The organism is Lactococcus sp. KTH0-1S (assembly GCF_052544945.1).
Map to the genome: position 1 here is coordinate 552,805 of NZ_CP195165.1, position 22,121 is coordinate 574,925.

General features: G+C 31.3%; 22 protein-coding genes, 1 tRNA gene and 2 pseudogenes. 20 read left to right on the plus strand and 5 right to left on the minus strand.

Annotation, left to right across the window (positions count from 1 at the left end; translation table 11 throughout):
* The first annotated feature begins 56 nt into the window (after positions 1–56).
* From ACRYLU_RS02840 to ACRYLU_RS02860, 5 genes are all read left to right on the plus strand, one after another.
* On the plus strand, positions 57–1,043 hold the full coding sequence (locus ACRYLU_RS02840) for a Replication initiation protein (RefSeq protein ID WP_445081184.1): 987 nt from the start codon (positions 57–59) through the stop codon (positions 1,041–1,043).
* A 5-nt stretch (positions 1,044–1,048) separates the two neighbouring features.
* A complete protein-coding gene (locus ACRYLU_RS02845; protein ID WP_014573057.1) occupies positions 1,049–1,258 on the plus strand; it encodes a hypothetical protein in 210 nt (69 codons plus the stop codon).
* Between the two features lie 59 nt (positions 1,259–1,317).
* Positions 1,318–1,872, plus strand: coding sequence for a hypothetical protein (locus ACRYLU_RS02850; RefSeq protein WP_445081185.1), 555 nt, complete (start codon positions 1,318–1,320; stop codon positions 1,870–1,872).
* Positions 1,848–2,441: a site-specific integrase gene (locus tag ACRYLU_RS02855; RefSeq protein WP_289434690.1), complete on the plus strand. Its 594-nt coding sequence runs from the start codon at positions 1,848–1,850 to the stop codon at positions 2,439–2,441. Before ACRYLU_RS02850 ends, ACRYLU_RS02855 begins: the two co-directional genes overlap by 25 nt.
* A 555-nt stretch (positions 2,442–2,996) precedes the next feature.
* A complete protein-coding gene (locus ACRYLU_RS02860; protein WP_445081186.1) occupies positions 2,997–6,179 on the plus strand; it encodes an SIR2 family protein in 3,183 nt (1,060 codons plus the stop codon).
* 289 nt (positions 6,180–6,468) lie between these two features.
* Here ACRYLU_RS02860 and ACRYLU_RS02865 read toward each other — a convergent pair whose 3' ends face one another.
* The 3 genes from ACRYLU_RS02865 to ACRYLU_RS02875 are packed head-to-tail and all read right to left on the minus strand — an operon-like array spanning position 6,469 to position 8,421.
* Positions 6,469–7,197: an ABC transporter permease gene (locus ACRYLU_RS02865; protein WP_445081187.1), complete on the minus strand. Its 729-nt coding sequence runs from the start codon at positions 7,195–7,197 to the stop codon at positions 6,469–6,471.
* A gap of 1 nt (position 7,198) precedes the next feature.
* The gene (locus ACRYLU_RS02870; RefSeq protein WP_445081188.1) at positions 7,199–8,056 is read right to left on the minus strand and encodes an ATP-binding cassette domain-containing protein; all 858 of its coding nucleotides are present in this window, start codon (positions 8,054–8,056) and stop codon (positions 7,199–7,201) included.
* The gene (locus ACRYLU_RS02875; protein ID WP_047207077.1) at positions 8,053–8,421 is read right to left on the minus strand and encodes a GntR family transcriptional regulator; all 369 of its coding nucleotides are present in this window, start codon (positions 8,419–8,421) and stop codon (positions 8,053–8,055) included. The genes ACRYLU_RS02870 and ACRYLU_RS02875 overlap by 4 nt, the downstream gene beginning before the upstream one ends.
* 1,136 nt (positions 8,422–9,557) lie before the next feature.
* Between ACRYLU_RS02875 and ACRYLU_RS02880 the strand changes: the two genes are divergently transcribed.
* The 7 genes from ACRYLU_RS02880 (at position 9,558) to ACRYLU_RS02910 (ending at position 13,493) form a co-directional block, all read left to right on the plus strand.
* Positions 9,558–9,631 (plus strand) — tRNA-Met (locus tag ACRYLU_RS02880).
* 104 nt (positions 9,632–9,735) lie between these two features.
* Complete coding sequence (locus ACRYLU_RS02885; RefSeq protein WP_058224269.1) at positions 9,736–9,936, plus strand: hypothetical protein; 201 nt, start codon at positions 9,736–9,738, stop codon at positions 9,934–9,936.
* Between the two features lie 131 nt (positions 9,937–10,067).
* A complete protein-coding gene (locus ACRYLU_RS02890) occupies positions 10,068–10,268 on the plus strand; it encodes a cold-shock protein (RefSeq protein ID WP_003132324.1) in 201 nt (66 codons plus the stop codon).
* Between the two features lie 276 nt (positions 10,269–10,544).
* On the plus strand, positions 10,545–10,745 hold the full coding sequence (locus ACRYLU_RS02895; RefSeq protein ID WP_011835124.1) for a cold-shock protein: 201 nt from the start codon (positions 10,545–10,547) through the stop codon (positions 10,743–10,745).
* Positions 10,746–11,327: 582 nt separating this feature from the next.
* Positions 11,328–12,281, plus strand: a complete 954-nt coding sequence (locus ACRYLU_RS02900) for a N(5)-(carboxyethyl)ornithine synthase (protein WP_270332049.1) — start codon at positions 11,328–11,330, stop codon at positions 12,279–12,281.
* A 571-nt stretch (positions 12,282–12,852) separates the two neighbouring features.
* Entirely contained in the window at positions 12,853–13,290 is a 438-nt protein-coding gene (locus ACRYLU_RS02905; RefSeq protein ID WP_270332047.1) for a hypothetical protein, read from the plus strand.
* A 17-nt stretch (positions 13,291–13,307) separates the two neighbouring features.
* A complete protein-coding gene (locus tag ACRYLU_RS02910; protein ID WP_270332050.1) occupies positions 13,308–13,493 on the plus strand; it encodes a hypothetical protein in 186 nt (61 codons plus the stop codon).
* 471 nt (positions 13,494–13,964) lie between these two features.
* Here ACRYLU_RS02910 and ACRYLU_RS02915 read toward each other — a convergent pair.
* Positions 13,965–15,122, minus strand: a pseudogene (locus tag ACRYLU_RS02915) (IS3 family transposase).
* Positions 15,123–15,273: 151 nt separating this feature from the next.
* On the opposite strand from ACRYLU_RS02915, the gene ACRYLU_RS02920 reads away from it, so the two are divergent.
* Complete coding sequence (locus ACRYLU_RS02920; RefSeq protein WP_038599532.1) at positions 15,274–15,486, plus strand: hypothetical protein; 213 nt, start codon at positions 15,274–15,276, stop codon at positions 15,484–15,486.
* A 57-nt stretch (positions 15,487–15,543) separates the two neighbouring features.
* Entirely contained in the window at positions 15,544–16,263 is a 720-nt protein-coding gene (locus tag ACRYLU_RS02925; RefSeq protein WP_445081189.1) for a tyrosine-type recombinase/integrase, read from the plus strand.
* Here the strand turns inward: ACRYLU_RS02925 and ACRYLU_RS02930 are convergent.
* Positions 16,260–17,417, minus strand: a pseudogene (locus ACRYLU_RS02930) (IS3 family transposase). The gene ACRYLU_RS02925 and the pseudogene ACRYLU_RS02930 sit on opposite strands and share 4 nt — an antisense overlap.
* Positions 17,418–17,687: 270 nt before the next feature.
* Between ACRYLU_RS02930 and ACRYLU_RS02935 the strand changes: the two are divergent.
* The 6 genes from ACRYLU_RS02935 (at position 17,688) to prmC (ending at position 22,109) form a co-directional block, all read left to right on the plus strand.
* Positions 17,688–18,257 carry a thymidine kinase gene (locus tag ACRYLU_RS02935; RefSeq protein WP_445081190.1) on the plus strand — a complete coding sequence of 190 codons (570 nt, stop codon included), beginning with the start codon at positions 17,688–17,690 and terminating at the stop codon, positions 18,255–18,257.
* A gap of 54 nt (positions 18,258–18,311) precedes the next feature.
* Positions 18,312–18,755 carry a hypothetical protein gene (locus ACRYLU_RS02940; protein WP_445081191.1) on the plus strand — a complete coding sequence of 148 codons (444 nt, stop codon included), beginning with the start codon at positions 18,312–18,314 and terminating at the stop codon, positions 18,753–18,755.
* Between the two features lie 17 nt (positions 18,756–18,772).
* Positions 18,773–19,846, plus strand: a complete 1,074-nt coding sequence (prfA, locus tag ACRYLU_RS02945) for a peptide chain release factor 1 (protein WP_003129495.1) — start codon at positions 18,773–18,775, stop codon at positions 19,844–19,846.
* Positions 19,846–20,373 (plus strand): hypothetical protein, encoded by a 528-nt coding sequence (locus ACRYLU_RS02950; RefSeq protein ID WP_015425927.1) that lies wholly within the window; start codon positions 19,846–19,848, stop codon positions 20,371–20,373. Before prfA ends, ACRYLU_RS02950 begins: the two co-directional genes overlap by 1 nt.
* A 62-nt stretch (positions 20,374–20,435) precedes the next feature.
* Positions 20,436–21,191, plus strand: coding sequence for an oxygen-insensitive NADPH nitroreductase (gene nfsA, locus ACRYLU_RS02955; RefSeq protein ID WP_200984845.1), 756 nt, complete (start codon positions 20,436–20,438; stop codon positions 21,189–21,191).
* A 105-nt stretch (positions 21,192–21,296) separates the two neighbouring features.
* Positions 21,297–22,109, plus strand: a complete 813-nt coding sequence (gene prmC, locus ACRYLU_RS02960) for a peptide chain release factor N(5)-glutamine methyltransferase (protein ID WP_058205286.1) — start codon at positions 21,297–21,299, stop codon at positions 22,107–22,109.
* Positions 22,110–22,121 lie beyond the last annotated feature (12 nt).

The following is a 22,121-nucleotide window of genomic DNA, read 5'->3' on the forward strand; positions in this document are numbered from 1 at the left end:
TGCCAAAGGCAAACAAAGAATCTCTCCTGAGCTTATTTAAAAAGAACAAAAAATAAATGAATAATACAGTTAAACAAATGAATGAATCAGCGGGTATTTCTAACAGCCCGCTAGAGGGTCAAAAATTAAACCTTAGAACTCAGCTCTCAGAAAAATATGGCTTTGTGTCTATCAAGATTGACCGCTTAACCATTATGGGAAATATTGAACTTGGAGGAAATCAAGTCTTTCAAAATCTTTGCCAGTTTTGGGATGTGATCGAACTTCAATCCAACGGAGAATACGCTGGATTTTACGGACAATTATTTCGTGATAGTACAGAAAATTTTTATGTGAGCTATATGCCCATTAAAGCTAAGAAAATGAAAACAAAGAACTTCTACTTAGAGTTCAATCCTGCTAAATCTGGTCAAGACAATCTGAACTATGTCTTTGACTATTTAGTTCCATTATTAGAAGAAGTCAGTATTTCAAGGATTGATATTGCACTAGACTTTGAGCGTGATTTATCTTCGTTTATTTTAGGCGGTCGCTCCAAAAAGAAAATTTTCTTTGGTACAGATGGCAAAATAGAAACACGATACGCAGGAAGTGGCGATGAATTTATTATTCGCTTGTATTATAAGAAAAAAGAGCGGACAGAAAAAGGAGATAAAATTGCACAAGAAGAAGTTCAGAAATTCGATCAGCTTTGGCGATTAGAATTTGAATTACACGGCTCAGGTTTCATTGAAAATCAACTGAAAAAAGAATTTCGATTTCTCTCAGATACTCCCATTGTTCAACTTGATTTTGAAGATAGAAATTATATTGAACTTTCGCCACAGGAAAAAATTATATTTCTTTCAAAAGATGAACATCCAGAACTCTTTGCGGAGTTGTCCAAAGCCACAAAAGCGAAATACAATGCGTTACGCAAAAAGGCAAGTATCATTGATTTGGCTGATATGACGCGTTTACCTTTTGAATTAACAGAAATCTGTTGGGATTATCCGCAAGAGATTGATTTGATTCAGTTTCTCAATGAAATTTTGAAAGTGTGATGTTTATGGAAAAATTATATGGAAATAAAGAAGAAATTTGTGATATTTTTGGTGTGGCAAAAGGGACACTCTCAAATGACTTAACGAGAATGCGAAGAAATCCTGAGTTTTCAAAGTATATCTTGCAACCCAGTCATGGACGTGTGAATATCTCTATTGAGGGGTATGAAAAATTTTTAAAATTCCGCTCCGAAGCACGTAAAAAAATATTGTAATTTGTGATAAAATAGAGAGTATCTGTTTACTCTCTATTTTATATAAAGATAGGAGTGAAATGTATAAAAAGCAACAACCCAATGGTAAATGGAAGTTCTTTGAAAAATATCAAGATAAGCAAGACAAATGGAAACAAGTTTCTGTAACCAAAAATTCAGGTGGTCGTGAGGCTCAAAGTCAAGCACGAATTGAACTTGAACTGAAAATAGCAGAAAAACTTTCAGAAGAAAAAGAAGCTGAAGAAGCACCAAAAACCATAAACGAGTGTTATGCGGAATCAAGAAAAATTCGTCAAGCTGAGTTGGCTGAATCCACATATCTCTCAGAAACATATGGTTTAAAAGATTTTATAAAAAAATTTGGACAGCGTGAAATAATTAGCATTGAGCCAAAAGAAATGCAAGAATATTTATTTTCTAATAAGTATTCTAATACGACACGGCACACCATAGCTTTGCGCATAGGACATATTTTTCAATATGCTTATTCAATGGGATTTACATATGAGAATATCATGAACCGTATCATACTTCCTAAACAAAAAAATCGGCTGAAAGTCTTGCCAAGTGGAAAGAAAAATTTTTCACTATGGATGAAATGCGAAAGTTTTTGAAAAGTTGGCGAAGTCATGCAGTAGAAAAAGATGATTTTAAACGTGCAGACTTTGTAGAATTTTTGTTTCTAACAGGTTTGAGAATTGGCGAAGCCTCTGGTCTTCAATGGTCACATGTAGATATTTTGAAACGAGTGATTTATATTCAATTTAGTTGGAACTGTAATCTTAAAAAGCTAGGACCAACTAAAAATCCTCAATCAGTTCGTTATGTCACTCTAAATGACCGTTGTCTTGAGATTCTTGAAAATTTTCGTAAAGATAAATATGGTTCAAAATTTGTATTTGTGAAATCAAATGGGGTTCAAATTCGTAATGCGGATATTAACACTTATTTGAAAATTGAGGGAGCTCGTGCCAATCTGTTTGGTAAGAATTATAAACAGTTTTCAGCGCATATGTTGCGACATTCTCATATTACAATGTTAGCTTTTCTAGGAGCACCTCAAAAGGCTGTTATGGAGCGTGTGGGGCATATGGATGCTCGAATTACAAACGGAGTTTACACGCATGTTCTTCCTGAAAATCGTCAAGATTTGCAGTTGAAGCTAGAGAATTTGAATTTATAATAAGCACCATGAAGTACCATAGAAAATCTAAGCAAGCACCATATAAGCACCAAAAGAAAATTAATTTGGGGAAATATGAGGAAATGGACTACTCTTACCAATACTCAATAAATTAGTATTGGTAAGGATAGGGAACTTTGAGGAAAAATAAGGAAACGAGGGAGATGATATGGCGCAATTATATTTCAAATATGGGAATATTAATAAATTCCTTTGTAACAGTGTATTATAGAAACTAAAATAAAATTTAGTGGGCAAATAGTGGGCAAAAAGTTAAAATACAAAAATCAGCAAGCGTTATATAAAAAATGAAAAACTTATAAAATAAAGAGTCACTAACGTTTAGTGCCTCTTTATTTTGTAAATTTAAATGCTCAATATATTAAGTGGAATTTTAATTATACTCTTTTTTATTATTAAATCTCAGCTTTTTAAATGGATTAATCAAAAAATAAAGTTAAATATAAAACGCTTTTATAATTAAAATTTTGTTATAATAAATTATTATCAGTACAATGATAGGGATGCTTTATTCATTATAATGTTTGGAGATTTATGGAGAAGAAATATTATACACAAAAAGAATTTGAAAATCTAGTAGAATCAATTGCCTATGCAGTAAATAATTTTAGTTTTTTAGTTTTTATAGGGGCGGGTATTTCACAATCTCAAGGGTATCCTAATTGGGATGGTTATGTCGAAAAATTAATTCATTATTGGCAATCGCATATAAATGATTTCGAAGAAGCAAAAGGGAAAATTTCAAATAAACTGCTTAACCAATTTGATGAGGTTTTGGTAGCCAATATTTCTCATAAAAGAAAAATTGATTTACTATATACACTTTTAGAAAAGACGTTAGGAGATAAATTTGAGGAAGTAAAACTCAATTTCGAAAAGTATTTTTTCAAAGAGGTGGAACCAGATTATTTAGAGAATAAAGTTATTGCGGAACTGATAAAATTAAATCCAATATTTGGAACGTCTAATTATGACTTTGAAATAGAAAAGCATTTATCTCGATCAAAACAAAAAAGAGATTTCAGACAGATAAATAATCTCCAAGAGTTCGTTCAGTTAAATGATAGCTTACATTCTGGTGATGTCCTACATTTACACGGAACATCTGATGGTGACGGTAAATTATTTGTGAGTTCTTCTAAAGATTACTCACGTCAATATCTGAGGGAAAAAGAAGATTTTGGTAAGTTACAAGAATGGTTTACGCATAAAAGTCCTGTAGTATTATTTTTAGGTAGTAGCTTAGAAGAAGATGAAATCTTGTCTTTGTTACCTCAAAGTGCTATTAACTTTGCATTAATGAAAGCTAATTCATGGGAGTCAGACGAATATAGGCAACTTTACAACGAAAGTTTCCAAAGAAACAATAATACAAGTATTTTATGGTTCGGAGATAATTTTGAAATTTTACCTGAAGTAGTTGAAGATATCGTAAAAGCTGTGCAGAAAAAATTGAAAGTTCCAGATAATATTGAGGATTGGAGTCTATTAAGAAGTGTAAGAACTCCAGAGGACACTTTAAAAAAACTTCTTGATAAATATTCAAAGGACTTTGAATATTTATCAGATGTTTTTCTAACCGAAGATAAAGTACTAGCAAAAAAAATATTAAAAAATGTTTTAGAGGTGAGAACAGCATTTGAAAATTTAGGTGGGTTATCAACTTTTTGGGACTTACTGCATAATAATATTGACTGTTTAGAAAGTAATGATAAACTAAAATTTTTTGAAATATTTCAGAAACAAAAAATAAATACTCATTGTGGTACTGCTTTTGAGGTATACGAAAAACTTTCAAATGAAAAACAAGTTAACCAAGAAAGGTTAGAGGAAGCCAGAAAAAACATTTCTAAAGTACAAGATATTTTTAGAACCCCTTTTTCTAAAGATAGTTATTTAATGGGGTATTGGTTATCAAATCAGGTACAACATTATTCCAAATATAGCTCTCTATTTTATGATGACCAAAATATTAAAATAAGTCTTTCGAAAAATATGTTGTCGGATATAAGTGAAATTATCTCTAAAGAATCTAGTTTCCGCTATTTGTCATTTAAAGAAATAGTTTTGGATGACATTGTAAAAGTTATATATAATTCTTTACTTAATAATAATTTGTATTTAGAAGAAGATTTTATACTAGATAATTTTCCGGAAGAGTTTTTAAAGACTCGTATTTTCCAAAGAATATTAGTTAATTTGGACAACAAAAATAATTTAGATGATAAATTAATTAAGCGATTGATTGATAATATTGATTTTTCAGATTCAATATTTGGAGATGAATTGAATGAATTTATTAGAAATCATGAGCCAGAAATTAAAAATGGTGGAAAAGAAATCCAAGCTCATTACCAAAATGGTATTGGTGAACTCGAGGGAGGCACTGTTCATGAACAATCATTTATTACTATCGAACAAATATCAGAATTGGATGAAGAGAAAATACTAGAGATTTTGTTAACTTCTGAAAGTGAAGGATTCTCTTCCAGAGAAAGCTTCTTTATAGAGAAGACGAATCAAGCAACCTCAGAATTTATTATTAATATATTAAAACAAAAAAACGAATTGTCTGAGAAACTTGAAAAGATAATTTGTGATAATGGTCAAATATTAATGGAGGACTTTGAAAAGATATTTATAGATGTCATACTGGATGATAATTTTGATATTGATTTAAGAAAAGCTTGTGAGAAAATTTATATAGAAAATTTTAATTTAAACCAATTTTCTTGGGAAGAAAGGAACTTGTTCCTTGAACTTATTAATAAAGAAAAATTTGACAGTCAACTGTTCGAGATCCTTTGGAAAATTAAAGTTAATAAGTTAAAAATTATATTTTCAGAGGATAAGCCAGAAGTACCAGAATTAATAGAAATAAATTATTTTATTAGTACTGAACTTGGTAGGTATCTTGATACATTAATTAGATTAAATAAGAAAGATAAGAAAAAACATGTCAAGATAAAGAACATTACTGATTCTGTTTATCAACGTGAATTTAGAGAGTTTACTCAAGGGGGATTAACTGACATAGAAAAATCAATTGAATATGATGAAATATCTATTAATACTTTCAGAGGATATTCTTATTCAATAACAGGCTTTTCAGAGGAAGATTTTGATAAATTCATAGCTGTAGGTAAAGAAATATTAAGTAAAGGCTTAGTTGAAGATTTCAGCAAACAAAATTTTTTCTTGTTAGCTTTGTCAAAAATTAGTCCAAACTCAACTTTAAAAATAGATTGGGAAAATATAAATTTTTCATGGTTAATTTATATGATTTTAAATAATGAATATATATTTAAGTTTGAAGAACAATGGATTGAAGAAGTTCTTTTACATGATAATGGGCAATATGTTATGCAAATTTTGAATAGTATAGGCGGTGAAGGCTCACTAGTTAATAAATTGAATAAAGTATATAACATATTTAAAGATGTAGTTGAAAAATATATAGGGATTATAAAAATTGATTCATTATCCATTTATATTAAAAATCAAAAAGATGAAAAAAAGAAGTCTTTATTAATTGAAATGCTTTTCTTGTTATTAGATAACTCAAAAATAGCTAAAAGTTATTTTATGCTTGAGACATTATCTGAAATTATGAATATGCTAGATGAACAGCAACAAAAGAAATTAGCAGGGCATAGTAATCTATACAAAATATTAACACCTCTAGAAATAGATTCTCTAAAGAGATTGGTTGATTAAATTTTAAAAATAGAGCTTAAGAAATAAAAAGCAATATAAGTTATAAAAATATTATAAGAAAAGAGAAAATGGGAAATTAAAAGCCTTATATATCAGCGATATAAGGCTTTTGACTTAATGTCATACTCTATCTTTCAATTGAGAGATAAATCAGATAATAAGTCATAAACATATATTCTCTTAGGAGTAAGAGATAGCACAATATTTTCTGAAATGAAATCAAAAAAGAATAAGAAAACTGCTAGATAAGATTAGTTTAGTAGTTTTCTTATGTATTTTAATTGATCGATTATACGCCTTTACGCCGAACTTCATGAGAACGGTTCATGAAGTAGAATAGAAATAGTAAAACAATGGAACCAATAAATAGTGTAGTAATAAATGGAAGGGGAGAGAATTCCTTTTCCCTAGAGTAACCAATGATTGATTTTAGAAAGTTGAACCACTTATTTTTCATTGCTGAATTTCCAAGTTGTATAAGAATTGAAAGTACAATAGGAATACTCATTACCAAAAGTAAAATAATAATTTTTTTAAATCCAGAAAAAATATCATTAAAAGTTCCTAGTACTAATCCTAATGATGAAAAGAAAAATAGTAGAATGAACACTAAGAGAAGAGAAAGTAAAAAGTTATCTGAATGGTAGGCATCTTTAGAAATTAAGAAAATTGTTAGATTGAATTTATCGACTGAGATTTTGGATAGTAATAATGCAATGATAGAACTCAGAAGTGAAGAAATAGCTATCGCAGATAAATTAACGATGAAAATTGAAAAACGTTTAAGACCACATTGAATAAAAAATTTGAAATCTGAGTTCATACTTAGGAAAGAGATAATAATTGAGAAAAATACTATCGGTATGAGCACATCAGATGAAACTGGATCGCTACTTCCAGAAAAGTATAGTCCAAAAACTGGAAAGAGGATTCCAAATAAAATCCACCAGATAAAGAAAATACCTAAAGAGATTAATTGGTGAATGAGGATATATCGAGTTGCTACTTGAAATTTCATACTAATTTCCTTTCTTTTTACTTGCAATTTTCATAAAGTAATCTTGTAAACTCATAGATTCTACTTTTATGTTACCCATTTTGTTCTGAGGTAACTCTCCTTTTACAAAAGCAGTAAGAGAACCTCCCAGAGTTGTTTTTTCTAAAATTTGTAGTTGATCTGTGAAAGCTTCTACCTCTTCAAGAGATCCCGTGACTATATAGGTGTTTTCTAATATATTTTCGACACTATCGTCTTCGATAATTTTGCCTTTATCTAAAATGATTACTTTCTCAAGTATATTTGATATCTCTTCAATTAAGTGTGTTGAAATAACAAAGGTTCGTGGGTTTTCTTGGTATGTTTCTATTAAATAGTTATAAAACAATTCACGATGATTAGCATCTAGACCAAGAACTGGCTCGTCTAGGAAAATATACTCACAGGGCACACATAATGCAATGATAAGTTTAGTTATGCTTCTATAACCTGTTGAAAGCTTATTCATTCTTTTAGTAGGTTCCAACTCAAACTCTGATAACATTTCATTAGCGAGTCTCCAATCAAAATCACCATAAAAACCCTCCATTAAATGAAATAAAGATTTTATTTTTAGTTTTGATGGGTAAAGGTCATCCTCGCTCATTAGATGGATATTATTTAATGATTTTTCATTTTCAGCAATAAGTCGACCATCAAGAGTCATTTTACCTTTGGTATCAAAAATTCTATTATTAATAATATTCAATAAGGTACTTTTACCCGCACCATTATTTCCCAATAGCCCATAAATTTTTTCTGCTTGAAAGTTAACAGAAATATCAGTTAAGATATTTTTTTTACCATATGTCTTATAAAGATTTTCAATATTTAAACTCATTTTTCATACCCTCTTTCTACTAATTCTATTAGTTGTTCTTGACTAATATTTAATTTTTTGGCTTCATCAAGGACTTTAAGTAGTTCTTTATTGATAAAATTATCCTTTCTTTGATTTAAAACTTTTTGTTGTGCGCCAATTGTAACAAACATTCCTAATCCTCTTTTCTTTTCGATTAGTTTTTCTTCTACTAATTGATTCATACCTTTTAATATCGTTGCGGGATTGATTTTATAATTTTTTGAAATCTCAGTAGTAGAAGGAATTTGAGTTCCTTCTGCGTAAGAACCATTAAATATTCCTTCAGAAATTTCTTCGGCTACTTGTTGATACAAAGCAATATCACTATCAAAATTAAAGTTCATATCTCTCCTTTCGTTAACTGGTTAGTTGGTTATGTAACTAAGTATATATCGTTTTAATTATTATGTCAAGTTCTAAAGTATAAAAGTTTTTTATAATATCAAACAAAAATAAAAAACTATTAAACAAGATGAGTCTAGTAGTTTTCTATGAGTTCAAATAAATTATTGTTTTTTCTGATAATACTCTTGCATTGCTATTTGTTTTAAGACTGAGTTTCTCTTTGAATGGATACACACTAGTTCAATCATTCGTGAATAGATTGTTAAAAAAGGAAATACATTGGTTTTTCTTGATAATAAATCCACAACTTTCCATAAAAAATAATAAAAAGTCAAAAGTTGAAAATTTAAATTATATAAGGAGAAGAGGAGATTATTTAGGCCACTCTCAAAGTTAAATTCAGGTTCTATAATACTTTATAAACCTGTTTCATAGAAAACCTCTTAAAATGAAAAATAAAATGGGACAACTTTGGGGCAATTATGGTATAAAATCATAGCTACGATTTAATCTCATTGAATTTTTGAGTTTATAAAGTTAAGGAACTAAGCATATTATTTTAGAAGATTTGAACAAAAAATAAACTAAAGAGTCATTAAGAATTGAACTAATGACTTTTTATTTTGTTAAGCTTGTTTGATGTTGTTAAGCTATATGTTTTTCTCTTTATAAACTAATAATCAGTATTGAGCTTAACAAGGTGCTATACTTAATTTTATGAGATCACAGTCTCTGTTGTAGAATAGAAACCAAAATTGGTTTCTATTTTTGATTACTATTGTAATTTCGAATTAAAGTGATATACTTAGCTCATGGGTGGTTTAGCGAAAGCACCACACCTTCATCATTAGCTGCTCAATTGTGAGTAGCTTTTTTAAAATAATGTGTAGTGATAAAGAATTAAGTCGCTAATAAGAGTGAGGAATGTCTAACGAATAAAAATAAAGAGAAAAAAGCGATTATAAGCTTACTATTTTTTGGGTTTGTAGTAAGCATATTAGTTATATACCTAGTAATAAGTTTTCTGATGTGAGAAAAATTTTGAGTTCTGTTCATAAAAATCCTTTTTAGTTAAATAATTATTGAACTTTAAGGGTTAAATTGACTTTAACTGATATTAGTGTTATACTTGCGAAGCGGGATGGAGCAGTTAGGTAGCTCGTCGGGCTCATAACCCGAAGGTCATAGGTTCAAATCCTATTCCCGCAATATTTTAAGGGCTTTAGGGAGCCCTTATTTTTCTTATATAGATCTCACCCTTAAGTAGTAAAATTTTTTCGTTAAATAGGCAAAGCCTAGATTGGAAGTGAAAAATGAAAACAGGAGATAAAATTACATTATCTAATGGGGAACAGGCAACAGTCGTTTCTGGAGACATTAATCTCTATAAGAATGCATTAATTGTAGAGTTAGAAAACCGTGATGTCAGGGTTGTGGATAGAGAAACTCTGACACTTGCTAAAGCAAATCCGCATGAAAATCTAGGAAATCATAAGAAAATTAAAAAGTTTTAAATAGACCAATTTGACTTTAGTATAAATAGGTGTTACTATTAAAAGGTAGGTTTTGTCTCGAGTTTAAATGTTTTAGGAATGCACTTTTTCGCAAAATAGGATTTACAGATGATGCGAAAGGATGTATTAATATAAATAAAGGAACAATAAATTGGTTTAACGCTGATAAAGGCTATGGTTTTATTATGGCAGATGATATGCAAGATGTGTTTGCTTACCTCTTGTCTATTCAAGGAAATGATTTTAAAAAATACGATGAAGGTCAAAAGGTTACTTTTGATATCAAAATGACGTCTCGTGGACGTTATGCTTCAAACGTACATAAAAGATAAATGATTTAAAGCATGGGATGTCCTTTGCTTTTTATTTATTGCTATTGCAAAAATGAATTAAAATGTTATACTGAGTGAGGGAAAGATTAGTTGCTTTCCCTACAGTTCATAAAATCCATGTCATTTCGATATGGATTTTATTAATGAGAGAGTAGTTTGACATTGAGTATAATTAGTGTTACTATGAGGGAGTAGATTTTGTCATGAGTAAAATGTTTTATAGATTCACTTTTCGCAAAATGAGATTTACAATTTTGTCGAAAGGAAATAAATATTATGGCAAATGGAACAGTAAAATGGTTTAACGCTACTAAAGGATTTGGTTTTATTACCTCTGAAGATGGTCAAGACTTGTTTGCGCACTTCTCAGCAATCCAATCTGATGGATTCAAATCACTTGACGAAGGTCAAAAAGTTGAATTTGATGTTGAAGAAGGTCAACGTGGACCTCAAGCAGTTAATATCACAAAAGCATAATTATATCTGAAAATCGTGCAAAAACTGAAGTAATGACTTCAGTTTTTTTATATTCAGTTGCAATTATGAGAGAGTATGATATACTTAGCCAGAAAGAGGAAACTCACACTTCCCTTGATTTAAATTAGGGCCACTCATAAGGGTGGTTTTTTCATTTAAGATATATAAGTTTTACAAAACAGTTCCAATATATGGTATACCCATATCTGGGAACTTAAACAGATTATGTTTCTAAATGTGATATATGTCATTTTTTGGATTTTATATTTTATATTTAACTTACTGTATCGACAGGAGTTGAAAGTTTCCCAGAAGGCACTAAAATGAAATAAGCAGGTTTGAGCTATAGTTATTTACGGTATAAAGTGTTATAGTTAACTAGAAGGGCCCATGCTTCAAAAAAATCATTATAGTCATTGGAGAAGATTGTTATCGAAAGAAACAAGACAAACTGTCTATAGATAAATATCTATTTGAATATTTTAATAAGAACAGTATGCACGAACTTTTGGGAAATTCAAGGTTATAAAAACCTTTTGTTTTTAACTTTTTATTGTTAAAAAAGTTTAAGGAGAGTGTACAATGATTCTAGGTTTAATTAAATCTAATTTTCCAGGAGAACGTCGTGTGGCCTTATTGCCAGAAGACATCAATAATTTTGAAAATGAGATTTTGATAGAGCAAGGTTTTGGAGAATCACTGGATATTGATGATTCAGAGTATGAAAAAGCTGGTTGCCATATACTATCTAGAAGTGGCGTTTTTGAACAATCAGATGCTATTTTTTCTTTAAAATTAATTCAGTCTGTAGATTATTCATTAATAAAATTTGGACAGCTTATTATTGGTTGGACACACCCTTATGGGTCTGGAAAAAGATTTATGAAAGAACAAGCATATCCCAAAGAGTTGGTTGTTGTAGATTTGGATAGCAATCTTCCTGAAATTTTTTATAAAAAAGAAGTGATAAGGGCACCACTACCAGAAGGCCTATTTCAGATGAATAGTTTTTACGCAGGATTTGCTGGCACAATAAATGCTCTTTTGGCATTTGGACTGGTACCAGATAATAAAACAAAGATAGCAATTCTAGGTTCAGGAAATGTTTCCCAGGGAGCATTTAATGCAATATCTAAGTTTTCAACAAATGTGAAAATGTTTTATAGAAGAACTATGCCTATTTTTGAGAAAACTTATACAGAATATGACGTAATTATAAATGGAATAGAGGTGGGAACGGAGAATTATCCAATTTTATCTCTATCTGAACAACAGCACTTGAAAAAAGGAACTCTTATAATAGATTGTGCAGCAGATGCTGGTAATGCTATTCAAGGGAGCCATTTTACAGAAATTGGCGCCCCAATTTACAAAGAGAACGGGATCTATTATTACGTTGTCCCCAATACTCCTTCAATTGTGCATCGTAGTATAAGTAGCATACTCAGTAAGACATTAAGTGAGCATGTTTTTAGAAGAGATGTTAAACAGTTTAATAAAATTAAAAATATTGGTAGTCTATATGATGGAAAATAAAAAGATATTATCTTAGATTCTAAAGCATAATTTTTCCTAAGGATTGACATTATATTTTAAAGTTTTACGGCTAATAGTTCTAAGGATAGTATTTTTGTATTAAATAAACTTTGAAAAATCTAGTGATATGGTAAGATTATAAATCGATAGATGCAAAAGAAGAATGTATAAATTCATAAAATAAAAAGTCATTAGTGTGTTTTAGAATGGCCATTTATTTTGGATATTTTATGGTGATGAAAGAAGTGAAGATGACTTAAAGAGTCACTTGGGGAACTTCTCATAGTTATTTTTATTTTCCAAATCTTAGATAGTTAAACAAATTTTTAGAATTATGGAAAGCTAACTGTGATAATTTTAGTAAGCTAGCATTCTATTCCGGTTAGTATTCTATTAACTACTTCTCCTAAGAACTAAAATTAACAATTTCGAAACAAAAATTTATTTGTTTTATTTATCTAATTAAGTTTGAAGTTATGGCATAATGCTTTTAGATGAATTTGAAGTAAAGTATTTTGTTGGTTGAAACTTCATTCGAATTAATCAATAATCTATTTGGAAGTTTCTTGGGTTGAAACAACTTTTTACAGCTCATATGAGTAAGTCAGCTGTCCCCATTTCTCTGATAATACTTGCACTTGGGTTTTCGGCACTGATTTATCAAGTTCCTTTTATTGCTCCATTTTCCTTAGCAATTGCTGGTATTGTGAGCCTTTATACCCTTTTTGGTAATCGGGGTATTTCTTATACTTTTTCTAAACCTAAAAAATTAGTTAGTACTTTTTTCATTGGCCTAATTGCTGCATTTGTGTTTGCTTTTAGTGGTTTAATTTTTGCTACAAGGGTATTAAACAGTAATACTCATGATAATCCACTTGCTACAAAAATGAATTGGGTTGAATTGTTAAAACCTATTCCGATGTTATTAGGCGAAGAGCTAATTACAATTGTGCTCCTTCTTATAATTGTCAATATACTAGGGGGACACGAAAAGCACTTGTTATTGTAGTAAATGTATCTACAATTATATTTGGTTTATTACATTTATCAACATATGATTGGAATTTTGCGCAAGTTCTATTAGTGATAGCCTTTGCAAGAAGTCCTTTTACGCTTGCGACTTTGCGGAGCGATTCAATTTATAGTGGTTATTTTATTCATTTAGCATATGACTGGATAGCTTTTTTGAGTTATATTTTGACCCATGATTAATATTATGTAGAGTTATAAGAAATTTTCAAAGAAGAACGACAATTACTAGGAATTAAGTTTATATTAAAGTGGAGCTTTCAATAGTTCCACTTTTTTAATATATAGTGCTTTATAGGAAGTAATCAAAATAGCATCCTTTTCTTTCAGGTATTATGGATCTATCGGAGTCCACTTCTAATAAGAGAATAATTATTTAATAAAAAGTTATTGATTTTGGACTTATATATTTTTTAAAAGATTTAATAATCTGATAAACTTGCGCATGTGAAAAAAGAATGAGTATCTTGAGGTTTGATGTTAAATATTGCTTAGTTGAAAAAACTCATAGCAAGGTAAACTTATACTATAAAAGAAAAATAAGGGGTCATGGATAGTGAAATTTTTAGAAAGATCATTTATTCAACCGTCAATGATCATTTTCGATTTTGGCCAAATTGATGATTGCTATAAAATTGGACTAATGTCAAATATTTAGACACAAAATGAGCTATATTTTCTTAAAATAATTTTCTTCTTTCTGATTTGGAGTTAAACCATTGTTGGCGGAATGAGGATTATAATTGTTATAAAATTGTTCGATGTATTCAAAGCAAGAGAGTTGAACTTCTTGAATGGAGTGATAAGTTCTGCGATTAATTTCTCGTTGTTTAAGATACTTGAAAAAGACCTCGGTGACGGCATTATCATAAGGATATCCAGGCTTGGAGTAAGAAGCAAGCAATTGATGCTCATCTAATAACTTTCTAAAGGAAGCTGATTTAAATTGGCTTCCTTGATCCGAATGAAAGATAATTGGTTCCTTAGGCTTCCTCTTATTTATAGCTGTTTCTAAGGTGTCACAGGCGAGTTTGGCATCAATCCTATCACTTACTTTCCACGCGATACATTTCCTTGAGTAGAGGTCAAGGATAGCACAGAGATAAACATGTCGCTTAGGTCCTATAGAGATATAAGTGAAATCAGTTGTCCAAACTTGATTCGGGGAGTTCGGGTTAAATTCTTGTTTAAGCAGATTACCAGAAGAAAATACAGGAGATTTATTTGATTTAAAACGAGGTTTGATGGTTGACATTTTAGGGAGTGTCATAGACTTGAGAAGTCTTAAGATACGGCCTTCAGAAATATTAACGCCATAATCACGCAGAAGAATGATTTTAAAAGCTCTCGTTCCAATTCTTTTCTTGGCTTTCATATAAATTTCAAGGAGTAATTTTCTCAAGCGTTGATTTTCTACTTCACGCTTCGAAGGCCTCTTGTTTATGAAGTTATAGTAGGTGGAACGATTGACATGTAAAACACGACAGAGCATAACTGTCGTGTGTTCAAATCGGAGTCGATAGACGGCTTTTAATCTCATTTGGAGTTTTGCATGAATATGGCACTCGCTTTTTTTAAGATCAGATTTTCTTCCTCTAGTTGGGCATTCCTTTTTTGTAATTCTTGAATCTGTTTAGCAGTCAACACCGTATTATCTTCAAGACGCACTTGAGAGTACTGCTTAATCCATTTTGCAAGTGCAGAAGAAGATACCCCATAATCTTTACAGAGTTCAGTTTGTGTTTTACCAGTTTGATAGAGATTAACGAGCGATTGTTTGAAATCCTCGTCGTAACGTTTAAAACCTGACATAAAAGTCCTTTCATTTTTGTGTCTTAATAGACAGATTATAACACACAATTTTCTGTCCACTTTTATAGTATAGCTCCAAAAAAGGTTATTATTAAGAAAGTGAGCAGGAGAAATCTTGCTCTATTTTTTTGTTTTCAGGAAAGGAAAAAATATGGAAGGAATAGTTATTGAAAAGAAAATGGTAAGTGCAGAAGAAATTTCAAAATTTTATGCCATTACAAAGAAAACAGCACAAAACAGAATAAGTGAGATGAAAAATAATCCTATATTTATGACGGGAGATTTTTTTAGAATGAATGGAAGGGTTTGGTTTCCAGCATTTGATGAATTTATTAAACAAAGAGATGAGTTAAAATATAAATGAAATATGATATAATTGAAATTGTATTTTAATTTGCCCTCTGTGTGTAAGGAAGGTAAAATGATAAAAATTGAAGATATACAAGAAGGTAGTTTATGGTATGAAGTTCGAGGGAAAAAGTTTTTATGGAGATTACGTTTTTATAATCCCAATACAAAAAGCGAGGATAAAGTATCAATCACTTTGAACTCGAATAGTTCTCAAGCAAAAACTAAAGCTAGACAATTATTGCTAAAAAAAGCTAAAGCAAAAATAGATGAAGAAGTAAATATTTTAGATCCTAATCTATCAATTACATCTTTTTGTTTTGAAGAAGTAGCCAATGTATGGCTTGATGATAGTCAAACAAAACTTAAACCTTCTACATTGATACAACGAAAAAGAATTATCAAATTATTTTGTAAAAAATTTGGAGAACAGCCGATGTCGGAATTTACTGTTTTTCAACTTCAGAACTATTTTAATCGTTTAAAATTAAAAAAATCAACAATTAATACATACTTTCAGGTAATGAAATTATTTTTTGATTTTGCTGAAAGAATGGAAATAATCGAAAATAATGTTTTGAAAAAGGTTAGAATTACTTATCCTCGTAAAACAATAGAAGATTACCAAAAATTAGAACGAAAATTTTTTACTTGGTCGGATTTATCAATTGTATTTGAAGAAATGAGTAAAAGTTCTAATCCACAGACTCAAAGAATTAAATTAATTTTGGAATTTCTATTTTTGACTGGTTTAAGATACTGTGAGTTGGCTGGACTAATGTCAAATATTTAGACACAAAATGAGCTATATTTTCTTAAAATAATTTTCTTCTTTCTGATTTGGAGTTAAACCATTGTTGGCGGAATGAGGATTATAATTGTTATAAAATTGTTCGATGTATTCAAAGCAAGAGAGTTGAACTTCTTGAATGGAGTGATAAGTTCTGCGATTAATTTCTCGTTGTTTAAGATACTTGAAAAAGACCTCGGTGACGGCATTATCATAAGGATATCCAGGCTTGGAGTAAGAAGCAAGCAATTGATGCTCATCTAATAACTTTCTAAAGGAAGCTGATTTAAATTGGCTTCCTTGATCCGAATGAAAGATAATTGGTTCCTTAGGCTTCCTCTTATTTATAGCTGTTTCTAAGGTGTCACAGGCGAGTTTGGCATCAATCCTATCACTTACTTTCCACGCGATACATTTCCTTGAGTAGAGGTCAAGGATAGCACAGAGATAAACATGTCGCTTAGGTCCTATAGAGATATAAGTGAAATCAGTTGTCCAAACTTGATTCGGGGAGTTCGGGTTAAATTCTTGTTTAAGCAGATTACCAGAAGAAAATACAGGAGATTTATTTGATTTAAAACGAGGTTTGATGGTTGACATTTTAGGGAGTGTCATAGACTTGAGAAGTCTTAAGATACGGCCTTCAGAAATATTAACGCCATAATCACGCAGAAGAATGATTTTAAAAGCTCTCGTTCCAATTCTTTTCTTGGCTTTCATATAAATTTCAAGGAGTAATTTTCTCAAGCGTTGATTTTCTACTTCACGCTTCGAAGGCCTCTTGTTTATGAAGTTATAGTAGGTGGAACGATTGACATGTAAAACACGACAGAGCATAACTGTCGTGTGTTCAAATCGGAGTCGATAGACGGCTTTTAATCTCATTTGGAGTTTTGCATGAATATGGCACTCGCTTTTTTTAAGATCAGATTTTCTTCCTCTAGTTGGGCATTCCTTTTTTGTAATTCTTGAATCTGTTTAGCAGTCAACACCGTATTATCTTCAAGACGCACTTGAGAGTACTGCTTAATCCATTTTGCAAGTGCAGAAGAAGATACCCCATAATCTTTACAGAGTTCAGTTTGTGTTTTACCAGTTTGATAGAGATTAACGAGCGATTGTTTGAAATCCTCGTCGTAACGTTTAAAACCTGACATAAAAGTCCTTTCATTTTTGTGTCTTAATAGACAGATTATAACACACAATTTTCTGTCCACTTTTATAGTATAGCTCCAATACTCATGTAACTCCAAAAATGAACCAAAAATTATTGGAAAAATTGAATAGTTTTAGTGGGCAAAAAGTGGGCAAAACTGAGTGAACTTTAGGGAATTATAGGGAATTTCAAAAAAATTATTTAATGCTTAATAAACCTTAAACCTTTGGTATCAATGGTTTAGACGATAAAAAAAGTAAAAGGAGAAGTAGTGGTACAGTTATATTTCAAATATGGGACGATGAATTCAGGGAAATCAATTGAGATTTTGAAAGTGGCTCATAATTATGAGGAACAGGGTAAGCCTGTTTTATTAATGACTTCTAGTCTGGATACACGCGCAGGGGTTGGGACAGTTGCTAGTCGAATCGGAATGAAAGCTGAAGCTGTCGCAATTGATGAGGAAATGTCTGTTTTTGATTATGTGAACAGCCTGTCTGCTAAACCTTTTTGTGTACTGATTGATGAGGCACAATTTTTAAATAAAAAACATGTCTATGATTTTGCGCGTGTTGTGGATGAACTAAATGTTCCAGTCATGGCTTTCGGTTTGAAAAATGATTTTCGTAATGAGCTTTTTGAAGGCTCAAAATATTTACTTTTGCTTGCTGACAAAATTGAAGAAATAAAAACGATTTGTTGGTATTGTAGTAAAAAGGCAACAATGGTGATTCGGACAATTGATGGAAAACCAGTTTATGAAGGAGAACAGTTGCAAATTGGTGGAAACGAAACCTATATTCCTGTTTGCCGTAAACATTATTTTAATCCAGAAATTTAAAAAATAAGTTTAGAATTTACACGAACAAACTTTATATCAAGAAGGAGGAACTCGATGTTTTATCATTTTAAAGGAACGATTACTGGTGAGGATTATCAAAAAATTCTTGGTCAAATGACCAAGCGGATGATGCTTGTTTTTTCGGGAATTATGCTTATTTTTTTGGTTATTAATTTATTTAGGAGTAAGGGGCAATGGCTTTGGCCGGTTGTTTCTGCTTTGCTTGTTCTTGTTTTAGGAAATCTTTTTTTACATTGGCAATTGAAAAGTCGTTTTTTGAAAAATTTTAAGCCACAAGAACTTGATATGTATGTGACAGAGGAACAAATTAAAGCTCAAATGAATGTACGTAATGTTGAAATTTTTTCAGATCGTGTGCACTTTTTTCAAGGGAGAAATCAGGTGATGATTTTTAAAAAAGACATGCTACAAGATGTGACACAATGGGATTCATTTGTCAATATGGCCAAAAATTTACCATTAAAAACTAAAAAATAATTAAAGGAAATAGAGAAATGTTTGATCAGTTAGAATCAATAGTTGGAAGATATGAAGAATTGGGTGAGTTATTGTCTGACCCTGAGGTGGTTTCGGATACGAAGCGTTTTATGGAATTATCGCGTGAAGAAGCAGATTTACGTGATAAAGTAGCGACTTATAATGAATACAAAAAAGTTCTTGAAACAATTTCTGATAGTGAAGAAATGCTTGGCGAAGGTGGACTTGATGATGATATGAAAGAAATGCTCAAAGAGGAACTTTCGTCAGCAAAATCACAAAAAGAGCTTTTGGAAGAAGAAATCAAAATTTTGCTTTTGCCAAAAGATCCAAATGATGGAAAAAATATTATTTTAGAAATTCGTGGAGCTGCTGGTGGTGATGAAGCGGCACTTTTTGCTGGTGATTTGTTGAATATGTACCAACATTTTTCTGAATCACAAGGTTGGAAGTTTGAAATTATGGAAGCAAACATCACCGGAATTGGTGGGTATAAAGAGGTTTCAGCATTAATTTCTGGTCCATCTGTTTATTCAAAATTGAAATATGAATCTGGCGCTCACCGAGTACAACGTGTTCCTGTAACCGAAACACAAGGGCGGGTTCATACATCAACGGCTACTGTTCTTGTTATGCCTGAGGTTGAAGAATTTGAGATGACAATCGACCAAAAAGATTTACGTGTGGATATTTACCACGCCTCTGGTGCTGGTGGACAGAATGTCAATAAGGTTGCTACTGCGGTACGTATGGTCCATTTACCAACTGGGATTAAAGTGGAAATGCAAGAAGAACGGACGCAACAAAAAAATCGGGATAAAGCTATTAAATTGTTGAATACAAAAGTCTTTGATTACTATCAACAAATTGAATTGGATAAGCAAAATGCAGAACGTAAATCAACTGTCGGAACTGGGGATCGTTCTGAGCGGATTAGAACTTACAATTTCCCACAAAACCGTGTGACTGATCACCGGATTGGCTTAACTTTACAAAAGTTGGATAGTATTTTATCTGGGAAAATGGATGAAGTGATTGATGCTTTGATTGTCTATGACCAAACTAAAAAATTAGAAGAATTAAATAAATAATGGATTTTGAATTTGAAGATTTTGTTATTCGAGAAGTGGGACATGAAAATAGGAAAATGCAAACTTCAAAAAAGGTGAATAATGTTTCAACAGAGGTGACTATTTTTAAGGTTAAAGGCTTTGATTTATCTTTTGATTTACTTTATTGTAGGGGTGAAAATGGAGATGTTTGGGTAGTTGCGGAAAAGATAGAGTCTCTTTCTAAACATTTGCACCGAGCGCAAAGAACTCGGATGTCAATTGAAAATTATAAAGAAAAGCAATATTGTCGACTTTGGCAAGAAGTAAAAAAAGATGAAGACTGGAGTCGGACCAAGAAAAGTTTACCTTTGTCTGAATTGGGAAAATATAGTAAAAATCCTTTACGTCAATCTTTCTCAGAACTTGGAGCAAAACTTGGAACTTTAGAAGAGTTGGTTTCCGAAACGAATCAAAATCGAAAACAGTATGCTTTGCTTTTTCCAGCTCAAGAAGTAAAAATCCCTTTATGTGCTTATCTTTTAACTCGAATTTCGCCTCTTATTTAGCAGAGAATCTTGTAAAATAATGATTACTTATAAAAATTATTAGTAGTGAGGAACTTATTTTGATGAATGATGAAACAATCATGAATCCAACGATTGAAAAAATGTTGCTCCATGCATCAGTTCGTGATTTTAAAGAGAAGCCTTTATCAGCTGATGTCAAGGAGTTGTTGTTAAAAGCTGCACAGTCTGGAGCTTCATCTAATTTTCTGCAAGCTTATTCAATCATTGAGATAGCAGATAATGATTTACGTCGTGAACTGGCTAAGATATCAGGTTCAGATGATTATGTGAATCAAACAGGTGTTTTTTATATATTTGTGGCTGACTGGTATCGACAAGCTCAGATTTTACGGACAGAAAATAAGGATGTGAAGGCTCTCCAGAATATGGAAGCATTGACGGTTGCCATTGTTGATACTACAATTGCTGCCCAGAATATGGCGATAGCTGCAGAATCTATGGGGCTTGGAATTTGTTATATTGGTGGGATTCGTAATGATATTGCTAAAGTGGCAGATTTACTGGATTTACCAGAATTGACTGTTCCACTTTTTGGTCTTACAATTGGGATGCCAAAAACACGAAATGAAGTTAAACCACGTTTGCCAAGAGCAAATATTTTGTCAGTTAATGCTTATAATCGTGTGGCAGTGAGTGATTTACAGGCTTATAATGAACAAACTTCAGATTACTATGCCAATCGGAGTCATCATCAAAAGTCTACTGATTGGACGCAGGAAATGAGCAATTTTCTCACTAATCCACGGCGTGAGGATGTTGCCGAATTTTTGAAAAAGCAAGGATTTACATTAAACTGAAAAGTTGATTAAGCCTGATTTTATTGGGCTTTTTTGCTATACTTGGAAGAGTAATTTAAAAAGATATTAGAAAAATAATTAATATTGGAAAGTAGAAAAAGAAAAATGCTTTGGATTGAAGCTGTGCGAACTTTGTCAGCAGATTTAGAAGACCCTTTTGAGTTGGAATTTGTCTGGCGAAATTTACATGAACTTGATAAATTATCTTGGTTGAATTTGATGCGAGAAAAAATTACTGACCAAGAATTAAAATTACTGACAGAAGTGTCAGAACGTCTTCATCAAAATGAGCCTCCACAATATATAGTGGGTTGGGCAGAATTCCGTGATTTGAAATTGAAGGTCGATGAGCGTGTTTTAATTCCTCGTCCTGAAACTGAAGAATTAGTGGAAATGATTTTGGCTGAAAATGAGAATGATTCCCTCAAAATTTTAGATATTGGAACAGGGTCAGGAGCGATTGCCATTTCTCTTGCTCAAGCGCGTGAAAATTGGTCAGTAAAAGCTTCTGATATTTCTAAAGAGGCACTAACTTTAGCAGCTGAAAATGCTGAAATAAATCAGGCTAATTTGGAATTCATTCAATCAGATGTACTAGATAAAATTACTGACAGCTTTGATATTATCGTTTCTAATCCGCCATATATTGCTTTTGATGAAACTTACGAAATGGATAATTCTGTCATTAAATATGAACCTGATTTAGCGCTTTTTGCGGAAAAGCAGGGATTAGCAATTTATCAAAAAATTGCTGACCAAGCGGTCAACCATCTGACTGATAATGGAAAAATTTATTTGGAAATTGGCTATAAGCAAGGGCAAGCTGTGCAAGCTATGTTTCAAGAAAAATTTACTGACAAGCTTGTTAGTATTCATCAGGATATATTTGGAAAAGATCGAATGATTAGTGTCAAATGATAAAAGCTACTG